Raw genomic sequence first — 23,967 nt, 5'->3', positions numbered from 1 at the left:
GCACTTCGCTGTCCTGTTATTGTTAAGTTTATTTAATGAATTCATTTTCTTTGTAGGTTAATTGTATGATTAGTGACATATTGCGTAGTACTTTAATGTTAAACTGCTTTGCCGTTCGAGCGGATTACAAACCTTGGAATATGCTACTTTCACTGCCATTACTTATTCAAAATGTTAGCTGCTAGCCTTTGTTTATTTTTATTCATATTAATTGTATGAGGCTACAAATGTTTTTAGTTTGGCTTTAAAACCATCTTTCCACATTGAGTAGTCCCTTATATCTTGTTCAATGACGGTCTTATTTGGCAACTGAGGAATTGTTGTTGTTCCACCATCATGTTCAGTTACAGAATATTTACCAAATAAGTTTAACAAGAAATCAATATCTGATTGTTCTGTTACAATATAGCTTGATAAATTTCCTTTTTTCAAATGGATATTCTTTGAGAATCGCTCATAGGTTTTATTGGAAAGAATTTCTTCTACCGAACGCTCTAATAACATTCTAAATCTTTTTCTTGCCGAGTCCAATTTAGTTTCTCGACCATGTGCATCCCTTAATTGTAGAGCATCATGTTCTGTAAGTATTCTCCTTATTGAGTTAATCCGTTCTTGAACATTCTTTGCTAAATATGGTATTTCATCGGTGACAATGCCACTAATCCCATTATACTTATCAATCCCAACTATTTCGCAATCAGATAAATTTACTGCCTTATGTGTATCAATTAAAAGACGCAAAAATGATAAATCATGAGTTAGAACAATTATCTGTCTGTCCTGTGAAAGCGTTACAATCTTGTTTGCAATTAAATCCCGATAATCCATATCTAAAGAATTTACAGGGTCATCAAATACAATAGTATTTTTTCGTCCATCAATCGTACACTCAGCTAAAAAATTAGAGAGAGCAATTATTTTTTGCTCGCCTTCACTTAAAATGGATTCAATAGAATGATTGATACCATCCAAACTGCATTTTTGAAAAGTACTCCCCTGAGATGTCCTAGTTTTTGATAATAATACTTTTGCAGCTAAATCAGAGTTAAAATCGTTTAAGTGATTTATAAATTCTTGATGCTGTAAGTTTATTGCTTGATTTTCCATTATATCTCCAATTTTTCTGGAGATGCTATTTGTATTTAAATTCGATTGACACCTTGATATCCATTCTTTGTACTTCAGTTCATCATAGTATTTTAATATCTGAACCTTATTATTGAATAAAAATTCTTTTGCTATCAGCTCATTATATTCAGCTATTAAAGCGTTTCGATTTCTTAATAATTGATTGTTTTGTATTAATTGAGCATTAATATTCGGTACTAAGCTTCTTATACTAATAGAAATAGCATTGATTTGTATATTTAGTTCTGTACCTTTTTCAAGGTAATCAATAAGGTTTGCTTTAAGAGTTTCAACTGTGTTTGAAAATTCCTTAAACTCCTTTTCAAAGTCAGGGATATATTGATTAAGCTCTTTAAAATTGTCAAAAGAGAAAGCTGTTAACGATTTTAAGAATTGTATTTTTCCATTTATTCCATTTTGGATATTAGTTAATTGTATTGAAACATCATTAGATATAAATTGATTGAAGCCAAGCAATCTTTTTTGAGCTGTTTCATCTAAATCCTGTTGACACAACACACATTTTTCCAATGAACTAAAAGAAGGGAATTTCACACCATCTGACATTCCATTGCTGAGTGCAAATTTTTGTGCTGCCTCCCAAAGTACTCTCCAAGGATTGGAGCCAAAACCATCAATTGTATTTATTTCCTTAACTTCAATAGTCAGAGCGTCATAAGCTTTTTTTGTATTCTCAAAACTTGTTCTTAGACTTATTAATTCTGTAATATTTTCTTCATTAAAAAGAACCTCAATACCTTCAAACTGGTTCGCATAATTATCTACTCTTGCTTTAAAACCTGTTAGATTCTTAATATTCTCTTGAGGGTTTTGAGTATTAATAAGTTTGTGTAGTTCTTGTTTACGAGCTGCATTTTCAGAACCAAATTGTATGTAATTATCAATTACTGGTTTTGTTAAACTCTCGAAATTAGAATACCACTGGCCAGTTGGGGTTGTATTTAATAATTGGTCAATAGATGGTTTTGTTGCTGTGTAAACAGTAACTTCGTTAGTTAAAGATTGAGAGATTGCGTTTAAAACAGGAATCAACCTTTCTAAAACATCAATTCCAATTGGCTTGTACTCCGTAGGATTTTCACTATTTATATAGATATCCCCACAGTTAGTATCAAAAACATTTATGGAATTTAAGGCAGGATGTGAAGGAGTATTTTCTACCCATTGAAATCTAGTACTTGTTCCATTAAGATCAATCTCAAAATCAACTTGTTGAGGATTTGGGTTTTGTGCAAATACATTTTTCTTTAATTCAATATTTGAGTTTCTACTCCAACAGAGCTTCTTCAGTATTCTTGAATAGCTTGACTTTCCTGAACCATTATTACCATATACTACAGTCAATCCAATACTAGGAAATTGTAATTTTCCTTGATTGTGCAATGCACAAATGTTGACAGGTTGCTCTAAACGTGTTAATCTTGGATAATAAGCTAAAGAACCAGTCGATGAAGGAATATGTGTGTTGTTAAAAGGAAAAACACTTAATGTTATAGTTGTATCCCCATTTTCTTTCTTTAGTAGCTGCACTAATTCATCAATATCATTTTGATTAATTGTTGAATTTGAGACTATTCTCCTAAGTGCATCTTTAATAAAATCAGGTCTCTGTTGTGACCAATCTAATATTTCCTGATATATTGACATTTTATTTTTTTAGTTTAGTTCATTTTGAGTACCCCGGGGTCTCTTTTAGCTTAAAGCTAACGTATTACATCATAATTAAATAGTCAATTTATATGCTCACAGGGCAGGAAAAACAAAATAATTGCTTAATTAAGTAGCTATAAATATATAATAAAATCTTACTAATAAATAGGAAATATATTATAAAAATGGATTAAGACCTTAAAATTTTGATAACTTAAAAATCTATGCTTAATGTAAAATTTTATACAGCTGTTTGCGTGTAGATGCTATAGTATTTACATAGAAATATGACTTACAGGTAAACAAAAGGATAATTAAATGGTTTAAGTGTAGTTTTTTAACTTGTACATTTTTAGTCTTTTATATGGTGTTTTATTTTAGTAAAAGGAGATAGGGTTTTATTACAATTAAATTTTTGAGTATTATGATTAATGTAGCATTATAAGGCTACTTTAAATATATGTTTTCATAAATCGATGCTCTAGTTTAGTTAACCATTGCTCTCTTTTCTCTGGGGAGACTTGTTTTACTTTATTGAAACTAATCCATTTTCGGTTTTTATATCCCAGCTTCCAAAATGTTCCTAATAGCATTGCTTTCTTAATAGCGTTACCAAAAATAGCCCAATAGAGGAATTTAGGCGTGTTCATGGTTGTTAGGATGGTTATGCCTTTAAGTTTGTTCCAAAGCGGTTTCATACGTGTGTTTTGAGTATTAGAATAGTCGTATGCTACTCCTGGAAAGATGACTTTGTCTATAAACCCTTTGGTCATGGCAGGCATGAGTTCCCACCAGATGGGGAAAATAAATATTAGGTGATCGGCCTGTTTAATTCTATTGTTGTACTCTATAACTTTAGGATCTACAGGTTTTTTATCCCTAAAGGCCTTGAGGTCATTAGATGTCATTACAGGGTTGAAGTTGTCTTGGTCAAGATGTATTAAATCAATGTCATGGCCATTATTAATAAGACCTTTAGATACAGATTCTAAAATGGCATTGCAAAAGCTACCTTTGTATGGGTGGTTGAATATTATTACTACTTTCATTTGTACTGTTTTTAATTTTGTACAAATGTCCTATCAATACGTTTTTTTGACGATAACAATTGTTAAGAAATCTATCTTCGGTTTCTAATCCTACTTAAGGAAACAGACGTTATGCCTAAATAGGAGGCTATGTAGTGCTGCGGAACTCTTAAAATAATTTCAGGTTGAGTTTCAAGTAGGTTTAGATATCTTTTCTCTGGATTATCTTTTATTCTGGAAAGAAATAGTTTTTGGTAAGTAATTAGTCTATCGAAAGTGAGGGCTTCAAATTGTTTTTTTATGTCTAAAGATTCTTCTAAGACTCTATCGAATTCGGTTTTGGACATCGAATATATAATAGAGGATTCTATACTTTCGATAGTAAATAAACTTGGTTGGTTTGATTTAAAACTTTCAATAGATGCCACGATTTGACCCTCTGTGAAAAACTGAAATGTGATATCCTTTCCATTATTGTTAAACCAGGATCTTAAACAGCCTTTCTCAATAAAAAACACTTTTCTTGAAATTTCACCTTCATTAAGTAAAATTGTTTTCGATGAGATTTCTTCTTTTGTTAGCAGGTGTTTGAATTTATTCCATTGCAATGTATTCATAGGTGTTGTTTAGCGTATAGGTGACGAAAATTCAATTCAAATGCGCTTTAAAAAGAAATAGTTAACATTAAAGCAAGTTAAATATTTTCTACGAATGTATTTAAAAACCCCTGTAGTAAATTACCTAAAGGTTTAAAATAACAGTTACCAATTCATATTAATAATTAGTCAATTCATAAATATTTGTATTAATTTGTGCTCCATAGCTAAACAGTTTAAACCCTCAAGACAGATTAATAGTTAATGTTAACTAAAGACAAATTAAAAGAAGTTTTTGACCTTTACTATGAGGCCTTAGTCATGTATGCCAATAGATTTTTGGAATCTAAAGCAGAGTGTGAAGACCTGGTGCAAGATGTTTTAGTTACTATGTGGGAGAGCGATAATTCATTCTCTGATGATATATCTATAAAGGTTTATTTATATAAAGCTGTTAGAAATAAATGTTACAATGTAATTAAACATCAAAAAGTAAAAATCAAATATCAGGAGAGTACCATTAAATCTTTAGATGATGATAATTTGTTTTTAAATCAGATTTTAGAAGAGGAAGTAGTACGTCAGTTATATATTGCTATAGAAAAATTACCCGTTAGAAAGAAAGAGATTATTAAACTGAGCTTAAAAGGGTTAAGAAATATAGAAATTTCAGAAAGATTGGGGATTAAACTTCAAACTGTTAAAACACTAAAATCACAATCTTATAACATTTTAAGAGAAGAGTTTAAAGATTTAAGCGCAATTATTTATTTTTTGCTAATCAATTAATTTTTTTCTTGCTAATATCATAATCTCTTTGTTTATAAAGGCTTGTAGGTGTTTTTTGCTGTTAAAACGGTAAGTTTAATAGACCTATTCACAATATTTTAATTAAAAAATTAAAAAAAAATCAAAATTCGATAGTACTTTTTAGTAATTGAGTTGTTCCTTAATAAAACAGTGATAAAAAGTAATGATCGAAATCTTCAATATATCGAGATTAATTATAAAAAAGAAGTTGGGTCTTTTGTCAGATTCAGATGAAAATCAACTTGGACAATTTTATAAAGAAAACACGCATGTCGATGAGATTAAAATAGAGGATTTAATAGATCGTCTAGAAGACTATTCTCAGATAGATAAAGAAAAAGCATGGGGAGCAATTGAATCTAAATCCAATAAGAGTATCCCGGTTTATAAATTACCTATAAGAGCCATCTATAAATTTGCAGCTGCTGCTGCAATTATAGGTATTTGTGCTCTGGTTTATTTTAAAGTTAACAATACTTACAATGGGAGTATAGAAGTACCTCAAGTAGTAACTACTCCAATATTGCCAGGAACAGATAAAGCGACTTTGACATTAGAGGATGGTTCTGTTATAGAACTTGATAAAAAGAATCCATTTCAAACGAACAATGCTCAGAGCAATGGAGAAAAGATTGTTTATCAAAAGCAAAACGGGAAATCTGCCAAAATTTTATATAACTATTTAACGATACCTAGGGGAGGTCAGTTTTACATAGTCTTGTCTGATGGAACAGAGGTTTGGCTGAATTCAGAATCTCAGTTAAAGTACCCTGTTGCTTTCAAACAAGGAACAACCAGAGAAGTAGAGCTTGTTTATGGAGAAGCCTATTTTGATGTCTCTCCAAGTACAGAGCATGGAGGAGCTAAGTTTAAAGTGCTAAATAAATCTCAGGAAATAGAAGTGATTGGTACAGAGTTTAATGTAAAAGCTTATTCTGATGAGGAAGCGGTATTTACAACGCTTGTAGAAGGGAAGGTGTTGGTTGATAATGGAATGTCTTCCAAAAATCTCTTACCAAATCAGCAATCAATCCTAGACAAAAAACAAAAATCTTTTAAGGTAGAAAAAGTAGATGTTAACCAGATTATTTCCTGGAAACAGGGAATCTTTAGTTTCAGAAATGAAAGTTTAAAAGATATGATGAAGGTTGTGTCCAGATGGTATGACGTTAATGTTGTTTTTGAAAACAAGGATCTTGAAAACATAAAATTCAAAGGGATTTTAGATAAAGATCAAAGTTTAGAGGAAATTTTGTCTATCATAAATTCCACCTCAATAAATGGGTATTCTATAGAGGGAAAAACGGTTACACTTAAATAAAGAGAAACTAAATTTTATAAAATATAATCAACTAAATCAAGATTTGCCTATGATATAAACTTAAGGAATAAAAAGAAGAGGATAAAGTTGTCTAACCAGCAAGTTTTTATGCTTTATCCCCTTTAAGCATTACCAATTAATTAATTTTTATTAACTAACTAAATAATCGACTAATTTATGAAAATTAAATTTACTAATTGTTGCTTTCTAAGTAGAAAGCAGCTATTGCTAATTATTATGAGGACATTCATTTTCTTTTTCTGCACAGCAGTTTTTGCTATTATCCCTAATCATGTTGTATCTCAAAATTCTAAGATTGAGATCAAAGAAGATAAAGTATTAACTGTAGATGAAGTCTTCGACTTAATAATGAGTCAAACCGAATACAAATTCATTTATGAAGAAGGTATGTTCGATAACTTTCCTAAGGTGGAAGTTAAAAAGGGCGTAATAAAAACCCGTGATTTATTAACTAAAAGTTTACCTCAAACAAATTGTGAGTTTATAGTAACAGACGGAAAGGGTATTATTGTTAAACCTAAGCCGAAAGTGAGTACCTTGATGCAGCAGAAATTTCCCGTATCAGGAACAATAACAGATGCAAATGGACAACCATTACCAGGAGCTAATGTTTTAGAAAAGGGAACTACAAATGGAGCTCAGTCAGACTTTGATGGGAATTTTAGTTTAGAAGTTTCTGATCTAAATACAACAATAGTTGTTTCGTACGTTGGATTTAAATCTCAGGAGTATAAATTAAATGGAGAATCACAAATTAAAGTGGTTTTACAAGAAGATGCAGCTGCCTTAGATGAAGTTGTAGTCGTTGGATATGGAGCTCAAAGAAAGAGTGATTTAATTAGTTCTGTATCTAAAGTGGAAACAGCTGATCTTGTTAAAGTACCTAGTTCGGATGTTGGGGAGATGTTAAGAGGTAAAGCGCCAGGGGTATTAATTAGTACATCTGATGCCAGCCCAGGTAGTAGCACAACAATTCAAATTAGAGGAAAAAGATCGATTAATGGAGGTAACGATCCTTTAGTAATCGTTGATGGTGTTCAGGTAACTAGTTTGAATGATGTTAACCCTAATGATATTTCTTCTATGGAAGTTCTTAAAGATGCTGCCGCCCAAGCTATATATGGAGCACGTGCATCTAATGGTGTTATTTTAATAACCACTGAAAGAGGTAAAGAGGGAAAAGTTCAGGTGAATTTTAACGGATACACAGGTGTACAATCATTACAAAAACATTTTGATACTTATAATGGTGATGAATTTATCGCTTATAAAAGAGAAGCATTTAGAGCATCTAATGGTGGAGTGTTTTTACCCGATGATCAGGTGTTTTCTGCTTCTGAATTAGAAACTATAGCATCAGGTGATTACATTAACTGGGAGGATAAGATTATTAATAATTCAGCAGTAATTACAAATGGAGATGTTAGTGTTTCTGCAGGTTCAGAAAAAACTAAAGTATATTCTAGTTTCAATTATTTGAAGCAGGAAGGTCTAATTAAAGGTTCTGAATTCAACAGAGGACAAATCCGATTAAATTTAGATCAAAAAATTAACGAATGGTTTACAGTTGGTTTAAATACTTCATATCAAATATCTGAAAAAGATAATCCAGGTGTAGCATATACAGATGATGCTGCTTCTATGTTGTTGAGATCAATTACTACATCTCCACTGGGTCAGGTTTACAATGATGATGGAAGCTTGAAAATTCATCCAAGTGAAGTTCAGGATAGTTTTAACCCATTGTTAGATTTAAATGAGATAACAAATAATATTGAAGACAAACGTGATATCGTTAATGTATTTTTAGATGTTAAACCATTTAAAGGTTTAAACTATAGATTTAATGCAAGTAGAAATACAATAAATAGAAAATCTATTATTTATAACTCTTCTAAATCTTTGTTAGGTATACAGGCCGGAGGATTTGGATTAGGTTCTATTACTTACGATGAGAATAAATCATGGCAGTTAGAGAATATCTTTAATTATGATTTTGATTTCAAAAATGATAACCATAATCTAAATCTAACTTTTGTACAAAGTGTTTTAAATACGCAAACTACATCTTTAACGAATCAGGCGAGTAATTTTCCGAATGATAACCTAGGAATTTATGGAATTGCTTCTGCAGGAACAAATCAAACAACTATTAGTGGTTTAGAAAGAAATTTAGTTTCATTTGTTGCCAGAGGACAATATAATTTCGGCGGAAAATATTACTTAACAGCATCAATGCGTGCTGATGGATCCAGTGTATTTGGTGATAACAACAAATGGGGTTATTTCCCAGCAGTTGGAGCTGGTTGGAATGTACATAAAGAAGACTTTTTATCAGACAGCGCTGTAAATAATTTAAAGCTAAGAGCAAGTTATGGTAGTGTAGGTAACGAAGGTATTCAGCCTTACCAAAGTTTAAACACTTTAATACCGAGAGATTATATAATTAACGGAGTAAAAACCGCAGGTTTATTACCAGGGCCAAGCCTTCCAAACCCTGACCTTAAATGGGAAACATCAACAACTTTAAACTTAGCTATTGACTATGGTTTTTTAGAGAATAGAATAAGTGGTACAGTTGAGTTTTATAATACAAGAACTAAAGATTTACTTGTAGATAGAGCATTAGAGGCGGTTTCTGGTTATTCTATCAGTAAAACAAATGTTGGGGAAATAGAGAACCAAGGTATTGAAGCTTCATTTAACGCTGATATCATTAGAAAAAAGGACTTTACTTTAAGTGCAGGAATTGTGGTTAATAGTAACCGTAATAAAATAATTAGCCTGTATGGAGAAGATAAGGATGGAGACGGAAGAGAAGATGATGATGTAGCCAATCAATGGTTTATTGGTCAACCAATAGATGTTTATTACGATTACTTATACCAAGGTATTTTTAGTTCACAAGACCAAATAGATAATTCCAACACGCCTAATGCAGAGTTAGGTGATATTCAGGTTTGGGATAGAGATCCGAATGATGGTGAGTTAAACGGAGATGATCGTGTAATAACTAGTCAGGCACCTGATTGGTATGGAACGTTTACTCTAAACATGGAATATAAAAATTTCGATTTTTCTAGCAGTTTATATACAGTTCAAGGAGTTACTAAATTCAACCCTTTCCTGGTAGATTATCAAACAGGAGGTAATCCAAGAGGGATTTTATCTGGAGTAAAGGTTAATTACTGGACTCCTGAAAACCCAACAGGAGATCGTCCTAGACCATTGGAAGCACGTGGAAGAAGATTTATGGATTCAGGTAACGTTACAGCAGGTTTAGAAGATGCTTCATTTTTCAGATTACAAAATGTGACTTTAGGGTATTCTTTATCTGACAGTATTCTTGAAAACCTGAAACTAAGTAAGCTTAGGTTTTATGTTACAGGTCAAAACCTGATAACTGTTACAGATTTTCAGTCTTTTAGCCCTGAAAACGATGCGTATTCATATCCGGAGGCTATTTCGGTAACTGCAGGTATTCAAGTTGGATTTTAATGAACTTTAAAATGTTAAGAAAGATGAAAACAATTAAAAATTTATATAAAATAAAAAGTGTTTATATTCTATTATTGTCAATTTTACTAATCGTGTCTTGTGATGATTTATTAGAAGAAACACCGATTGATGTTATAGACTCAGAATTTTTATCAACTGAGGCAGGATTAGAGTCTGGTATTACAGGCCTTTATAATCTTATGCGTGAGTTATATTACCCGGCAGGGACTGATGCGCCAATTCAGGCTAGTGGGTTTTTCCGAATAGCAACTGATTTAGGTATAGCTAGGATAGCATCAAGTTGGGCGTACGATCCTAGTCAATATAGTCCTACTAGTATAGGTCCTACAGGAAAATGGAATCAATTGTATCTAATTATTGAAAGATGTAATGTTATAATTGCAAAGGCTGAGGGTATTGACATGGATCAGAATAAGAAAGATAAACTGGTAGCTCAGGCACGCGCTATGAGAGCAGAGGTTTATATGGAGGCTTATACGATTTATAATAATATAGTGCTTAAAACGGAACCAAATACAGCTGTAGAATATGTACCTGCAGACCCTGCTGATATTTGGGCTTTAGTTAATAGTGATTTAGATTTCGCTATTTCTAAACTTGATTGGACAGCAGAGTCCGGACGTTATGGACAAGGTGTTGTTCGACACATTAGAGGAAACGCTGCTATGTGGCAGGAAGATTGGCAGGAGGCTGCAGATCAGTATGATGCTATTGTAGAAAAAAATGATATTCATTATTTAGTAGGATTAGATGAAGTGTTTTCAGGAGATAGAATTCATGCCGAGTCTTTATATACATACATGTTTAATCAGGAACTTGCTAGTGGTAATGCTTCAGCAGGTGGAGGAGCAACAGCATTTGCAAGTATGTTTGTTAATAGACTTTATGAAGCTGGAAGTGGCGAAATAATTCAGGCCGTTGAATATGGAGGTCAGTCTTTTGGTTGGGCATTCCCTAACGATTACCTTGAGTCATTATATGACCAGGATAACGACAATAGATTTACAACATATTATTATGACCCTAGCACATATGTCGTAAATAACCCTGATCATCCAAATTTTGGACAGCCTTTTGTATCGACAGAAGATAACTACAGAAGATTCCATTTTAGTTTAAGAAAGTTCCATGATGAAAATAAACCAGCAACTTCAACAGATAGTTATCAAAACTATATTCATTACAGATTTGCTGAAACATTATTATTTGGAGCAGAAGCACATTGGAGATTAGGTGGAAATACAGATGCTAAAGCTTTGGAATACATTAATAAGGTTAGAAGAAGAGCTTTCAATAATGATCCTGCTTTTGATTATACTTCTATAACCTTAGATACTTATTTAGAAGAGCATGCGCGTGAGATGGCATTAGAACATTCTCGTTGGTTTGTACTTAAAAGACTGGGGTTATTAGTAGAAAGGGTAAATCTACATTTTATGGTGGGTTCAAACTCTACAAATGTATCAAATAGAATTATGCAACCTCATATGGTAAATTATCCTATACCTCAATCTGAGATTGATTTAATGGGAGGTTTTCCTCAACCAGGGTATTAGTTTAGTTTTTTGTTTATTATTTGAAAGTTAATTGACTTTCAGGAAGAACTTGTGTCAAATTAAGGTATTTATTCTTCAGTTTTACTATTTAAAGAGAAGACCTTTTTAATTTGTGTTAGTCTACAATTTGACACAAGTTTCTTTTATATAATCTCATAGTTTATTAAAAATTATTCCTTGTTGGAATAGAATTTTAAAATTCTATAGGGCTCTATTTGTCCTAACTTAATCTTACTTAAATATGCAAAATAATAGAAGAGAGTTCTTAAAAGTAGTAGGAGCTAGTGCAACGTCACTAGGTGTTGGAGGATTATCTTTGGTTTCTTGTTCTTCTAAGAACGAAAAGCTGGAGGATGAAGATAAACAAGTTGTAGAGGTATCTGAGAAAGGAGCTATTGTTGAAACCAAATATGGGAAAATAAGAGGGTTTCGACGTAATAATATTTATACTTATAAAGGCATACCGTATGGAGATTCAACTGCAGGTAAAAATAGATTCATGGCTCCAATTGAACCTAAAAGCTGGGCGGGTATTCGTAATGCTTTAGCCTGGGGCAACGCTGCCCCACAAGGAGGTGGATTGGGAGATCCTATGGAGGCAGATTTTAGTCATTTTAATGATTGGTTTACATTTGATTGGGCAGAAAAAAGATATGGTGAAGATTGTTTGTCTCTAAATGTATGGACTCCTGAAATTAATGATAATACCAAAAGACCTGTGTTAGTTTGGTTTCATGGTGGAGGTTTTGCAGGAGGCTCATCAATTCAAATAGAAGCTTATATAGGAGAGAATCTTAGTGCTCTAGATGATGTAGTGGTTGTAACGGTTAATCATAGATTAAACCTATTTGGATTTCTTAATTTAAGAGAGATAGGTGGTGAAAAGTATAAAGACTCTGGTACTGCCGGTATGCTGGACTGTGTTCAGGCTTTAAAATGGGTAAATGAAAATATATCTAATTTTGGAGGAGACCCTTCTAATGTTACAATATTTGGCCAATCAGGAGGAGGGGCAAAGGTTAGTACTTTAATGGCAATGCCTGCTGCGAATGGTCTTTTTCATAAAGCAGTAACTATTAGTGGAGCAGCTTTAAAATTATCCAGTTATGATACGCAAGCTCAAATAGCTCAATCCTTTATTGATGCATTGGGTATTTCATCAAAACAAATAGATCAACTTCAGGAGATGTCATGGGTTGATTTGTATAAAGTAACAAGAAATAATCCGAGTTTAAGGTCTGGAGTGTTTTCACCGTGTTTAGATAATTTAAATATACCCCAACATCCATTTGAACCACAGGCTCCTTTAATATCAGCAAGAATTCCAATGATAATAGGAAGTACGACTGCCGAGTTCTCTCCAAGTCGTGATAATCCAGAACTAGAAGATATTTCATTTGAAGAATTAATAAATCGTATTGAAAATAACCAAGGAGGTAAGGGATATTTTGTTGGGAATTTGAATTTTGGTGAGAAAACCAGAGATGTAGTCATGGCTTACGCTAAGGCATTTCCCAATAAAAAACCAGTTGAAATATGGTCGTTGTTGGCAGGTAGAAATGGTCAAATCAAACAGGCTAAAAGGCAATCAGCTAATGGAGGTGTGGTTTACAATTATTTATTTGATTGGGCGACCCCTTTATATGATGGTAGACCTAGAGCTTATCATAATAGCGATTTGCCATTTTGGTTTAATACAACAGACATTATGGATACGATTACAGGAGGAGGAAGTAGGCCACGTAAATTGGCTGAAAAAATGGGGTTGGCTTTGACAAATTTTGCAAGAACGGGAAATCCAAATCATTCAGGAATTCCACATTGGCCTGCATACGATGATGAAAAGGGAGCTGTCATGATTTTAAACGATATCTGTGAGGTTCGTAATGATCCAGATCGGGAAGCTAGGGATCTTGCTAATAAAATTTTAAACCGAAGCTAATATGAAATCTAATTTTTTCAGACTTATATTTTTTTTGGTTTTAGGATTTATTAATGTGAACTGTAATTCAAGTAAATCTAAGACTTCAGAGGTTATTACAGGAACTGTCTATGGAAACGTTAAGGGATATCAGTTTAATGAAGTTAAAATATTCCGTGGCATCCCTTATGGGGCTGATACTGGTGGAGAGAACAGATTTCTGCCACCCCAAAGGCCTGAAAAATGGAGTGGAGTGAGAGAATGTACAACTAATGGTGATCGATGTTTTCAAACAGGCAGAAGTATTTTTGAAACGAATCAATTAGGACCTTGGTTTTCTGGAGGTAGAGAAGATAGGTTTGAATTGTCAAAACAGGGAATGAGCGAAGATTGCTTAAACCTGAATGTTCTTAGTCCTGATTTAAAAGGAAAACTTCCAGTTATGGTATATTTTCATGGAGGCGGCTTTAAAGATGGAGGCGGTTTGCTTAGTGTTTTTTCAGACAAGTTTGTTAAGGAGCAGAATGTTGTTTTGGTTGGTGTCAATCATCGTTTAAGTGTTTTTGGTTATACTTATTTAGGTGGAATTGATGAAAAATATAAAATAGGAAACCCTGGACAGTTGGATCTTATTGCATCTCTTGAGTGGGTACGAGATAATATTCAAAACTTTGGTGGAGATCCTAATAATGTTATGATTTTTGGAGAATCAGGAGGAGCAGCAAAGGTAAGTTGTCTTTTGGCTATGCCTGGAGCAAAGGGATTATTTCATAAGGCAGCCATAATGAGTGGTGCAGGTATAAAAATGAGCGAGCAAGAGGAGGCCAATGCAAAAATCAGAGACTTTATGTCTGAAATTCAAGTTGATTCAGTAGAGGAATTATTATCTGTTCCGGCTGATATACTCATGCAAAAAGCTTTTGGTTTTGGTCCTGTTGTAGATGGTTATTCCCTAAAAAGACATCCTTTCTACCCTGATGCTCCTAATGAATCGGAGGGTATTCCTTTATTAATAGGAACTTGCAAGGATGAAACCACGTTATTCAGACAACAAGATTCAACACTTTTTTCTTTGGATTTAAAGGGTTTGAAAAATCAATTATTTGAAGAAGGTTTAACTAAGGATTATATAGATAAGTTATTACAGCTTTATCTGCAAGACTACCCTGAGGATTCTATGAGTGATTTATATTTTAGAATATCATCAGATCGCAGTTTTAGGAGGTCTGCTAATAAATTAGCGGAATTGCAATTAGCTAATAAAAAATCAAAGGTATGGATGTATTTAAGCCAGTATAATACTCCAATTGAAAATGGGAAACTTAGAGCTTTTCATACTTATGATCTTCCTTTAGTGATGCGATTAACGCTTTATCCTGAATCGGAACAATTGTCAAAACAGATGGCTAATGCTTGGGCTGAATTTGCAAGAAAGAGTGATCCAAGTACAACAGCTTTAGAATGGCCTTCGTATTCATTGGATACACGAAGCACCATGATTTTTGATGTAGATGAAAGTGTAGTAGAGGATAACCCGAACAAGGAGGAACGCGAATTGATAGAAATAATGCTTAAAAAAGATAAACCAAATGATTAAGTTGGAATTTAAGATGTTTGATTCAAGTTATTGTTAATCAGCTTCCTAAATAATACGAACAGTGTTCCTAAACCAAATGAACGCATCTCTTATATGGGCGAGATTAGCTTTACTTAATTTAATTAATTGTTGGATATATTTGAGATAAAGGGTTTCAATTAGGTGGAATTTAAGTTGTAAATTAATTGTATTGAAAGCAGCCCTTATGACCTGACCAGTCATTGTAAAAAACTAAATAAGATATTTAACTGCATAATGAAAAACATATATATATTAATGATTTGTTTAGCTTTTGTATTCAAAGCAGAAGCTCAGCTACCTCCGGTATTTCAATCCATGGATACCGCATTAGTGAGAAGTACAAGTCTAACAACAAAATACATAACGCCATCTCGAATTATCTGGAAAACAGATGAATCAGGAGAGTTTATAAAGAATTCAGAATATGTATTAAAACCTGGGTCAGGCCAAGCTGATTTGAGGAGGGATGATTTTTTAATGATTAGAAATGACAGTATTTCTAACCATGGTATTATTCTGGACTTTGGAAGAGAAATTCAAGGTGGAATAGAAATAGTTCTTCCAAGGGGAAATATGAATCCAGCGGGAACATTACGGGTAAGATTTGGGGAGTCGGTCGCTGAGGTAATGAGTAATGTTGGTGAAAATGGAGCAACAAATGACCATGCCATTAGAGATTTTGAAATTTTAGTTCCCAAGTTAGGTAGGATTAATGTTGGAGAATCAGGTTTTAGATTTGTTCGCATTGACTTAGTTGATCCAAATTCACGAGTTTTTATTAAAGAAATAAGTGCTGTATTTAGGTATAGAGATATTCCATATAAAGGCTCTTTTAAATGTAATGACCAAAGGCTCAATGATATTTGGATGACAGGAGCGTATACAGTTCATTTAAATATGCAGGACTATTTGTGGGATGGGATTAAAAGAGATCGATTAATTTGGGTCGGAGACATGCATCCAGAAGTTATGACTATTAATTCTGTGTTTGGATATAATGAAGTCGTACCTAACACATTAGATTTTGTTAAAAAACAAACGCCATTACCAAATTACATGAATGGCATAGGGTCATATTCCATTTGGTGGATTCTTATTCAAAGGGACTGGTATTATTATCAGGGAGATTTAGAATACCTTAAAAAACAAAAGGAATATTTAACAGGATTATTAAATCAGCTATCGGATAAAATAAAAGAGGATGGTAGTGAAAGTTTAGATGGAGAACGCTTTTTAGACTGGCCATCAAGTGAAAATAAAGATGCTATTCATGCTGGACTTCATTCGCTTATGTTATTAGGGTTTGAAGCAGGTAAAGAGCTAAGTGAAATTCTAGGAGATAAGGAGACAGTACAATTATGTGAGGCTTCAGTTAAAAAATTGAAAAAACACACCCCATCAATGGCAGGGTCAAAACAGGCAGCAGCTTTATTAGCTATGGCCAATTTGGTTTCTCCGGAAGTTTCAAATAAAAGCATGTTAGCCCAAAACGGTGTAAAGAATATGTCAACTTTTTATGGGTATTATATGCTTATAGCAAGAGCTATGGCAGGCGACTATCAAGGAGCTATAGATAATATTCGTGAATATTGGGGAGCTATGTTAGATTTAGGTGCGACCACGTTTTGGGAAGATTTTAATATAGATTGGAAAGAAAATGCAGCACGTATTGATGAGATTGTTCCAGAGAATAAAGTTGATGTTCATGGTGAATATGGAGACTATTGTTACGTAGGTTACAGACATAGTCTATGTCATGGTTGGGCATCAGGCCCTACGGCATGGTTAAGTCGTTATGTTTTGGGAGTTAATGTGGTTGATCCGGGATGTAAGAAGATAGTTGTTGAACCGCATTTAGGTGATTTGAGTTGGGTGGAAGGAACCTTCCCAACCCCTTATGGATTGTTAGAGTTAAGACATGAAAAATTACCGAATGGATCTGTGAAAACAACTTATAAAAAACCACAGGAGATAGAAGTTGAATTAGTTAATTCAAACGAATAGATCTTTATGGTTTACTCAAAATATTATATAGCTCTTGTTTTTTGTTTCTTGTTTTCTAAAACTATTGAAGCACAAAATCCTATAGTACCATCAGGAGTTTATTTTGCTGATCCTTCAGCTAAAGTTTGGAACGATGGCAAGTTATATGTTTATGGCTCAAAAGATGAGAGTACAGAGTATTACTGCTCTAATAGCTATGACATTTTAAGTACATCAGATTTAGTTAATTGGGAGGTAAGTTCAAATTCATTTTCTTCAAAAGGAGATAGTGATCAAGTAGCTTATAATGATGCTTATTTATATGCGCCAGATTGCCAGTATAACAATGGGAGGTATTATTTATACTATTGTCTATCTGATAAGAATTCTGCTGAGGGTGTAGCCATAAGTGAAAATCCACAAGGGCCATTTACTAAAGGAGTTAAACTAGATGTTGGAGGTATTGAAGAAATAGATCCATCAGTTTTTATTGATGATGATGGCCAAGCGTATTTCGTATGGGGGCAATTTAATGCTAAGATAGCTAAGTTAAAGCCTGATATGGTAGAAGTTGACACATCATCAATTGTTTCAAATATACTTACCGAAAACGAGCATTACTTCCATGAGGGAGCTTTTATGACCAAGAGAGATGGTCTTTATTACTTGGTTTATACAGATATAAGTCGAGCTAATAGGCCAACTTGTATTGGCTATGCTACAAGTAAAAACCCAACAGGACCATATAAATATCAGGGAGTAATAATTGATAACGATAATTCAGACCCCTCGAACTGGAATAACCATGGATCAATAGTTGAGTTTAATAGCGACTGGTTCGTTTTTTATCACAGATCAACACACAATAGTAGTACAATGCGAAAAGCTTGTATAGAGCCAATTTTCTTTAATGAAGATGGAACAATTAACGAAGTAGAAATGACATCCCAAGGTGCAGGTCCTCCCTTGAATGCCTTTCTTAAAACTGAAGCGGAAAGAGCTTGTCTGTTGAATGGAAATGTTAGGATTGTGCTGTTTGAACAAGCAAATGAAATGTTAACAGCTATTAATCCTTCAGATAATGTGGCTTATAAAAATTTTGATTTTAAAGGAGGAGCGAGTTCTATTCATATGAGAATAAAACCTGCTAATGGAGGGACTATTGTTATAAAACAAGATCAGCCTTGGGGACCAACCTTAGGAAACTATTCAATAAAAAATGAAGAGAACGCTGAATGGACAGTAATAAACTTTCCAATAAAACCAATAAAAGGAGAACATGCTGTTTTTATAAGCTTTAGAGGAGAAGGTGAAGATCTTTTGGATTTGGATTGGTTTAAGTTTAATGAATAATCTCAAGAACTAATTATTATGAAATATTTTTTATTGGTTGCTATGCTTTTTTCTGTTACGCTTGGTAATTCGCAAGAGATTATACGGTTGTATGAAGGAAAAGCCCCGGGTTCTGAAAATTGGGATTATCAGGAAATTGAATTTTATAATTCAGGAACAAATACAAGAATGCTAAGGAATGTGGTTGATCCAACATTAGAAGTGTATGTTCCGGATGAATCAATTTCTAATGGAACAGCTGTAATAATTTGTCCCGGAGGAGGAAATGTATGGTTGTCTTATGAAAGTGAGGGAACTGCAGTTGCAGAGTGGTTAGTTAAAAAAGGTTTTACGGCATTTGTTTTAAAATACAGACTTAATAAAACACCAATTGATAAATCTGAATTTAAGGTTTTCTGGAACAACTTTGGAAAGTCATTAAAAAAAGAAAAGGGTAAAAGAGGGATACCTGAAAAACCAGTTTTTTATGGTGGGGATGATGGTATTAAAGCTGTTCAATACGTTCGCGCAAATTGTGAACGCTTCGGTGTTGACCCCAATAAAATTGGAATGATTGGTTTTTCGGCAGGTGCAGGTGTAACCATGCATACAATCCTTAATGTTTCACCTGAAGATCAATTGAATTTTGCAGGATTAATTTATGGAGGATGGTTAAATGATGCCGAAGTACCAGCAAGTGCACCTCCTGTGTTTATTTTATGTGCTGCTGACGATTTTATTGCTGCTAATAGTCCGGAAGTTTTTAAGGCTTGGAGACAAGCGGGTAAATCTGCAGAGCTACACGTGTATTCCAAAGGTGGTCATGGTTTTGGAATGGATAAAAAGAACCTGCCTGTAGATGGTTGGATAGACAGATTTCATGAATGGTTAAGTCTTACAGTTTTGTTAGGAGAATAATTATTAATACTGAAAAATTAGAAAGAAATAATATTATAAAAACATCATACAAAATATGAAACGTGTTAGTCACTATGTAATGAATCTCTCTTTAGTTTTGATGCTTATCTCCTGTTCAGGGGTTAGTCGAAATAATGGTAAGATAGTATGGGTAATGTCAGATTTGCTTCAATCTAAAGAGGGCGTTTTAGTGAATGGAAACCCTAAATTGATAGAATCACCATATGGTAAAGCTGTAGAGTTTGATGGTGTGGATGATGCCTTGTTTTTAGAAGAAATGCCTATAAAAAACCTTAAAGAATTTACAGTTGAAATGATTATTCGATTTGATAAAGGTGGTTTTGAGGAGCAACGCTATTTTCATACGGGTACGGTAAGTAAAGATCGGTCACTTATGGAAATGCGATCAGGTGAAGATACGTGGTATTTGGATGGTATGTTTGAATCTAAAGAAAAGTGGGTGGTTTTAATGTCTCCAGAATATTCCCATCCTTTAGGGGAGTGGTATCATATTGCTTTTACAGTTAAAGATGGACAACAAGCTACTTATGTTAATGGAAAAAAGGAATTGGAAGGAAATGTTGAATATAAGCCAATAATAGAAGGGCAAACCTCTATAGGTGTTCGTCAAAATAAACTGTCTTGGTTTAAAGGAGCTATATATAGTGTTACAATTACAGACAAGTATTTAAACTCCAAAGACTTTACAGGTATAAAATAACCAATATTAAAACTAAAAGAGACTAAAAATAAAAAGAGCTAATAATGAGAAGAATAACTTTACTAACAGTTTTCCTAATTAATATTACAGGGGTATTGGCCCAGGAAGGAGGTTTTTTAAATAATTTATCTAGTTATATAGAGAACACCAATGTATTTGAAAAGGGACAGGAGGAAGCAAGGGCTTTTAATATTCCCGAGAAAAATATTTTACTTAACGGAGACTGGAAGTTTATGTATAGTGATGTTCCAGAAGGGATACCAGGGGATTTCTATAAAGATGATTTTGACGATAAAACTTGGGACGATATTTCTGTGCCCTCAAATTGGGAAATGCATGGCTACGGTGATAGAATGTTTAGAAATATAGGCTTAGGTTATGAATTTGTAGAAAATGAGGAGAGTAAAAAAAATGCAAGTGAATTTGCTATTGTTCTTCCGGAGGTTCCTAAGGAATACAACCCTACAGGTGCTTACAGGAAATCTTTTAACCTACCACAAGATTGGAATGGAGATGAAGTGTTTTTACATTTAGAGAAAGTAGCTTCAGCATCTTTCGTCTGGGTAAATGGTCAGGAAGTAGGCTATAATGAAGGCGCGCACGAGCCGTCAGAATATAATATCACATCTTATTTAAAACCAGGTGAAAATACCATTGCCATTTTTGTTTTGAAATTTTCAGATGGATACTACCTAGAAGGACAAGATTATTGGAGATTGGCAGGTGTTTTTGACGACGTTTGGGTATATGCAACGCCTAAAGTAAGACTTTTTGATTGGCAGGTTATCACCGATTTTGATGAAACTTATACAGATTCTAAACTTTCGATAAATCTTGATATTAAAAATTATGGTCAGAAAATAAATAATTATAAGGTACAGGCTATTCTGCAAAGAAATGGAGAAGAGATTTCGGTTTTAAAAAGCTCAAAATTCAGTTTGAATAAAGGAAAACAAACAATTAATCTAAATGAATTAATAAAAAAACCTCTTAAATGGACACCTGATACACCTGTTCTGTATGACTTAAAATTACAGTTATTAGATAGCTCGGGTGAAGTTGTGGATCAGATTGATACCAGAATGGGATTCCAAAAAACTGAAATCCGAGGTAATGTATTTTATTTCAATGGTCTGCCAATTAAGGTTAATGGAACAAATACCCATATGCAACATCCTGAGATGGGACATGTAGTTGATGAGGCAACAATCAGGAAGGATATGGAAATTTTAAAACAATTTAATTTCAATCTTGTTCGTATTTCACATTATATTCCGGTAAATCGATATTTAGAACTTGCTGATGAATATGGTCTGTTCATTGTTGATGAGGTAGGTAATGAGTGTCATGCTACTCAATTCGTCTCAGATATGCCAGAGTATACAGAAATGTATAAAGATAGAACAAGAAAGGCTGTTCTTCGAGATCGTAATCACCCAAGTATTTTGTTTTGGAGTGCTGGAAATGAAAGTGGTGAAGGCATGAATATTACAGAAGTTGTTAAAGAAGGAAAGAAGCTAGATCCAACAAGATTATGGATGTATGGAGGAAATGATATGGTTCACCCGGCTGAGGATATTATTGGACCTCGTTATCCGTCACCAATGCAGGAAGAAATCAACCTGGGTTTAGATACAACAGATAGTCGTCCTTCATTTATGGATGAATATTTATCGGTTACAGGTAATGGAGGAGGAGCATTGGATGAATATTGGAGAGGAATTTATACACACCCAAGAGTTATGGGAGGTGCTATTTGGGATTTCGTAAGTAATGGACTTACAGATAATGTTCGTATTCTAAAGGATAAATCCCCATATAATACACCTTTGCATGCCATGGGTAATTCAAAACTTGCAGATAGTGAATCAGGTAAAGTGCTTGATTTGAATGGACATGATGAATGGGTAGAAGTTTATAGAAGTAACAATTTAGAAATTTCTGGAGATCAACTATCGATATCTATGGATGTATATCCAAGACCTCTTAATAGTAGTTCTGGGTCATTTTTAACTAAAGGAAGTAACCAATTTGGTTTAGTACAAAATGGAAATGATTCTTTGGATTTTTACATTTTCACAAAAGCCAAACATGTATTAAGTGCCGATTTACCATCAGATTGGGAGAATAACTGGCATAACATAGCAGCAGTTTATGATGGTAAACAAATGAAATTGTTTATTGATAAAGTTGAGGTAGCTGTTAAGTCTGTAAGTGGTAATATTAAAAATTTACCTTTCCCTTTAAATATTGGAAGAAATGCAGAAATACATACTCAGGATACTAAGGTTTATATATGTGATGCTCAGATTGATAATGTTAGAGTGTTAGATAAAGCTGTAAATCCAACAGAAGAAATTAATGTTTCAGATACTGTTTTATGGTTGGATTTTGAAGAAGAAAGTAATGGAGGGACTTATTACAGCAATGGTATGGCCGCAAGAACCTATGGTAGTATTTGGCCAGATCGTCAGCCTCAACCAGAATTATGGCAAATGAAGAAATCTCCACAACCTTTATCATTTAGATTATTAAACAACGAAAAAGGAATTGTTGAGGTATGGAATAGAAGTGACTTTACAAATGCTTCTTTTTGGAAAACTACTTGGACATTGACAGAAGATGATAAAGTGCTTCAAGAGGGAGTTATAGATCTGGATTTACAGCCTAGATCGAGACTGACTACAACAATAAATTATACAAAGCCTAACATTATTCCTGGAAAAGAATATAGACTAAATATTAGTTCCGTTTTAAGAAAAGATGAGATATGGGCAGTAAAGGGGCATGAGGTTTCATGGGATCAATTTGAGTTAAAACATTGGAATGTTTTGAAAATAAAATCTTACGAGACTGATGCTTCAATATCTCTTAAAAATCAGGAAGGAGATTATGTAATCCACGGAGATAATTTTACTTACCTATTGGATAAGACTACAGGAGAATTAAAGTCTATGGTTGTTAATGGAAAAGAATTACTTGTAGCTCCTATTAAGTTAAATGTATGGAGAGCCCCGGTTAATAACCAAAATGACAGATGGGCTGGTTATAGTTTCATCGCACCATCATGGAAGCCTGAATATGGAAGAACTATGGCAACGGATTTATATTCTAATGGTATCGATCAACTGGATTTTATTCCATTAGAAGTTAGAGCTAATGAAGCAGATGGAGTGGTTTCAATTTATGTTCGAGAAGTAGCTCTTACACGTCAGGATAGTAAAGCCTCTTCCTTAGATTTTCTTATTGAGGGAGGAGCAGCAGGGCAATTAGGAGGCTTTGAAAGTATTTATGAGTATAGTTTTTATGGAGATGGTCTTGTAGAGGTTAACCATCAGGTGATGCCACAAGGTAAAATGCCCCAGCTTTTACCAAGAATAGGAATATCTCTGATGTTAGATAATAGCTGTGATCAGGTAGAATGGTACGGTAGAGGTCCTCAGGAGAATTATCCTGACAGAAAGACTGGATATAAATTGGGAATTTACAATTCTACTGTAGATAATATGTTTGAGCCTTATTTAGTGCCTCAGGATTACGGGTTAAGAATGGATAATCGTTATTTAAGAATGACTGATAAAGAAGGGAATGGTCTAGAATTTTCAATGAATGATCACTTCAATTTCAATGCTCATGCATTTACCACCGAAAACATCACAAAAGCACTTTACGCATTTCAATTAAAAAAGGCGGAAGGTATAACTCTTAATTTAGATTATGACACCACTGGTGTTGGAGATACGTCGCAACCAGTTCTAAATTCTTATAGAGTATTTCCTAAAAAATACGAAAGAACCATAACAATTAAACCAATAAGCAACTAA

At 33.6% G+C, this 23,967-nt stretch carries 14 protein-coding genes; 11 read left to right on the top strand and 3 right to left on the bottom strand.

Annotated features, from left to right (window positions below):
- Nucleotides 1-207 precede the first annotated feature (207 nt).
- The 3 genes from NO995_RS09365 to NO995_RS09355 form a co-directional block, all read right to left on the bottom strand.
- Nucleotides 208-2,796: an AAA family ATPase gene (locus tag NO995_RS09365; RefSeq protein WP_258227275.1), complete on the bottom strand. Its 2,589-nt coding sequence runs from the start codon at nt 2,794-2,796 to the stop codon at nt 208-210.
- Between the two features lie 455 nt (nt 2,797-3,251).
- Nucleotides 3,252-3,848, bottom strand: a complete 597-nt coding sequence (locus NO995_RS09360) for an NAD(P)H-dependent oxidoreductase (protein WP_258227274.1) — start codon at nt 3,846-3,848, stop codon at nt 3,252-3,254.
- Between the two features lie 71 nt (nt 3,849-3,919).
- Nucleotides 3,920-4,444: a Crp/Fnr family transcriptional regulator gene (locus tag NO995_RS09355; protein WP_258227273.1), complete on the bottom strand. Its 525-nt coding sequence runs from the start codon at nt 4,442-4,444 to the stop codon at nt 3,920-3,922.
- A 243-nt stretch (nt 4,445-4,687) separates the two neighbouring features.
- Here NO995_RS09355 and NO995_RS09350 point away from each other — a divergent pair, with 243 nt between their 5' ends.
- From NO995_RS09350 to NO995_RS09300, 11 genes are all read left to right on the top strand, one after another.
- Nucleotides 4,688-5,212 carry a sigma-70 family RNA polymerase sigma factor gene (locus NO995_RS09350; RefSeq protein ID WP_258227272.1) on the top strand — a complete coding sequence of 175 codons (525 nt, stop codon included), beginning with the start codon at nt 4,688-4,690 and terminating at the stop codon, nt 5,210-5,212.
- A 184-nt stretch (nt 5,213-5,396) separates the two neighbouring features.
- Nucleotides 5,397-6,554 carry a FecR family protein gene (locus NO995_RS09345; RefSeq protein WP_258227271.1) on the top strand — a complete coding sequence of 386 codons (1,158 nt, stop codon included), beginning with the start codon at nt 5,397-5,399 and terminating at the stop codon, nt 6,552-6,554.
- Between the two features lie 237 nt (nt 6,555-6,791).
- Nucleotides 6,792-10,073: a TonB-dependent receptor gene (locus NO995_RS09340; RefSeq protein WP_258227270.1), complete on the top strand. Its 3,282-nt coding sequence runs from the start codon at nt 6,792-6,794 to the stop codon at nt 10,071-10,073.
- 23 nt (nt 10,074-10,096) lie between these two features.
- Nucleotides 10,097-11,650, top strand: coding sequence for a RagB/SusD family nutrient uptake outer membrane protein (locus NO995_RS09335; RefSeq protein WP_258227269.1), 1,554 nt, complete (start codon nt 10,097-10,099; stop codon nt 11,648-11,650).
- A 241-nt stretch (nt 11,651-11,891) separates the two neighbouring features.
- Nucleotides 11,892-13,592, top strand: a complete 1,701-nt coding sequence (locus tag NO995_RS09330; protein WP_258227268.1) for a carboxylesterase/lipase family protein — start codon at nt 11,892-11,894, stop codon at nt 13,590-13,592.
- Between the two features lies 1 nt (nt 13,593).
- Nucleotides 13,594-15,168, top strand: coding sequence for a carboxylesterase/lipase family protein (locus tag NO995_RS09325; protein ID WP_258227267.1), 1,575 nt, complete (start codon nt 13,594-13,596; stop codon nt 15,166-15,168).
- Between the two features lie 255 nt (nt 15,169-15,423).
- Nucleotides 15,424-17,193, top strand: a complete 1,770-nt coding sequence (locus NO995_RS09320; RefSeq protein ID WP_258227266.1) for an alpha-L-rhamnosidase C-terminal domain-containing protein — start codon at nt 15,424-15,426, stop codon at nt 17,191-17,193.
- A 6-nt stretch (nt 17,194-17,199) separates the two neighbouring features.
- Nucleotides 17,200-18,525 (top strand): family 43 glycosylhydrolase, encoded by a 1,326-nt coding sequence (locus NO995_RS09315; RefSeq protein WP_258227265.1) that lies wholly within the window; start codon nt 17,200-17,202, stop codon nt 18,523-18,525.
- An 18-nt stretch (nt 18,526-18,543) separates the two neighbouring features.
- Nucleotides 18,544-19,422, top strand: coding sequence for an alpha/beta hydrolase (locus NO995_RS09310; RefSeq protein ID WP_258227264.1), 879 nt, complete (start codon nt 18,544-18,546; stop codon nt 19,420-19,422).
- A gap of 55 nt (nt 19,423-19,477) precedes the next feature.
- Nucleotides 19,478-20,143 (top strand): LamG domain-containing protein, encoded by a 666-nt coding sequence (locus NO995_RS09305; RefSeq protein ID WP_258227263.1) that lies wholly within the window; start codon nt 19,478-19,480, stop codon nt 20,141-20,143.
- A gap of 44 nt (nt 20,144-20,187) precedes the next feature.
- Nucleotides 20,188-23,967: a glycoside hydrolase family 2 TIM barrel-domain containing protein gene (locus tag NO995_RS09300; protein WP_258227262.1), complete on the top strand. Its 3,780-nt coding sequence runs from the start codon at nt 20,188-20,190 to the stop codon at nt 23,965-23,967.

This window comes from Aestuariibaculum sp. M13, from assembly GCF_024723255.1.
GTDB lineage: Bacteria > Bacteroidota > Bacteroidia > Flavobacteriales > Flavobacteriaceae > Aestuariibaculum > Aestuariibaculum lutulentum.
This window is presented reverse-complemented; position numbering and strand designations above follow the sequence as displayed.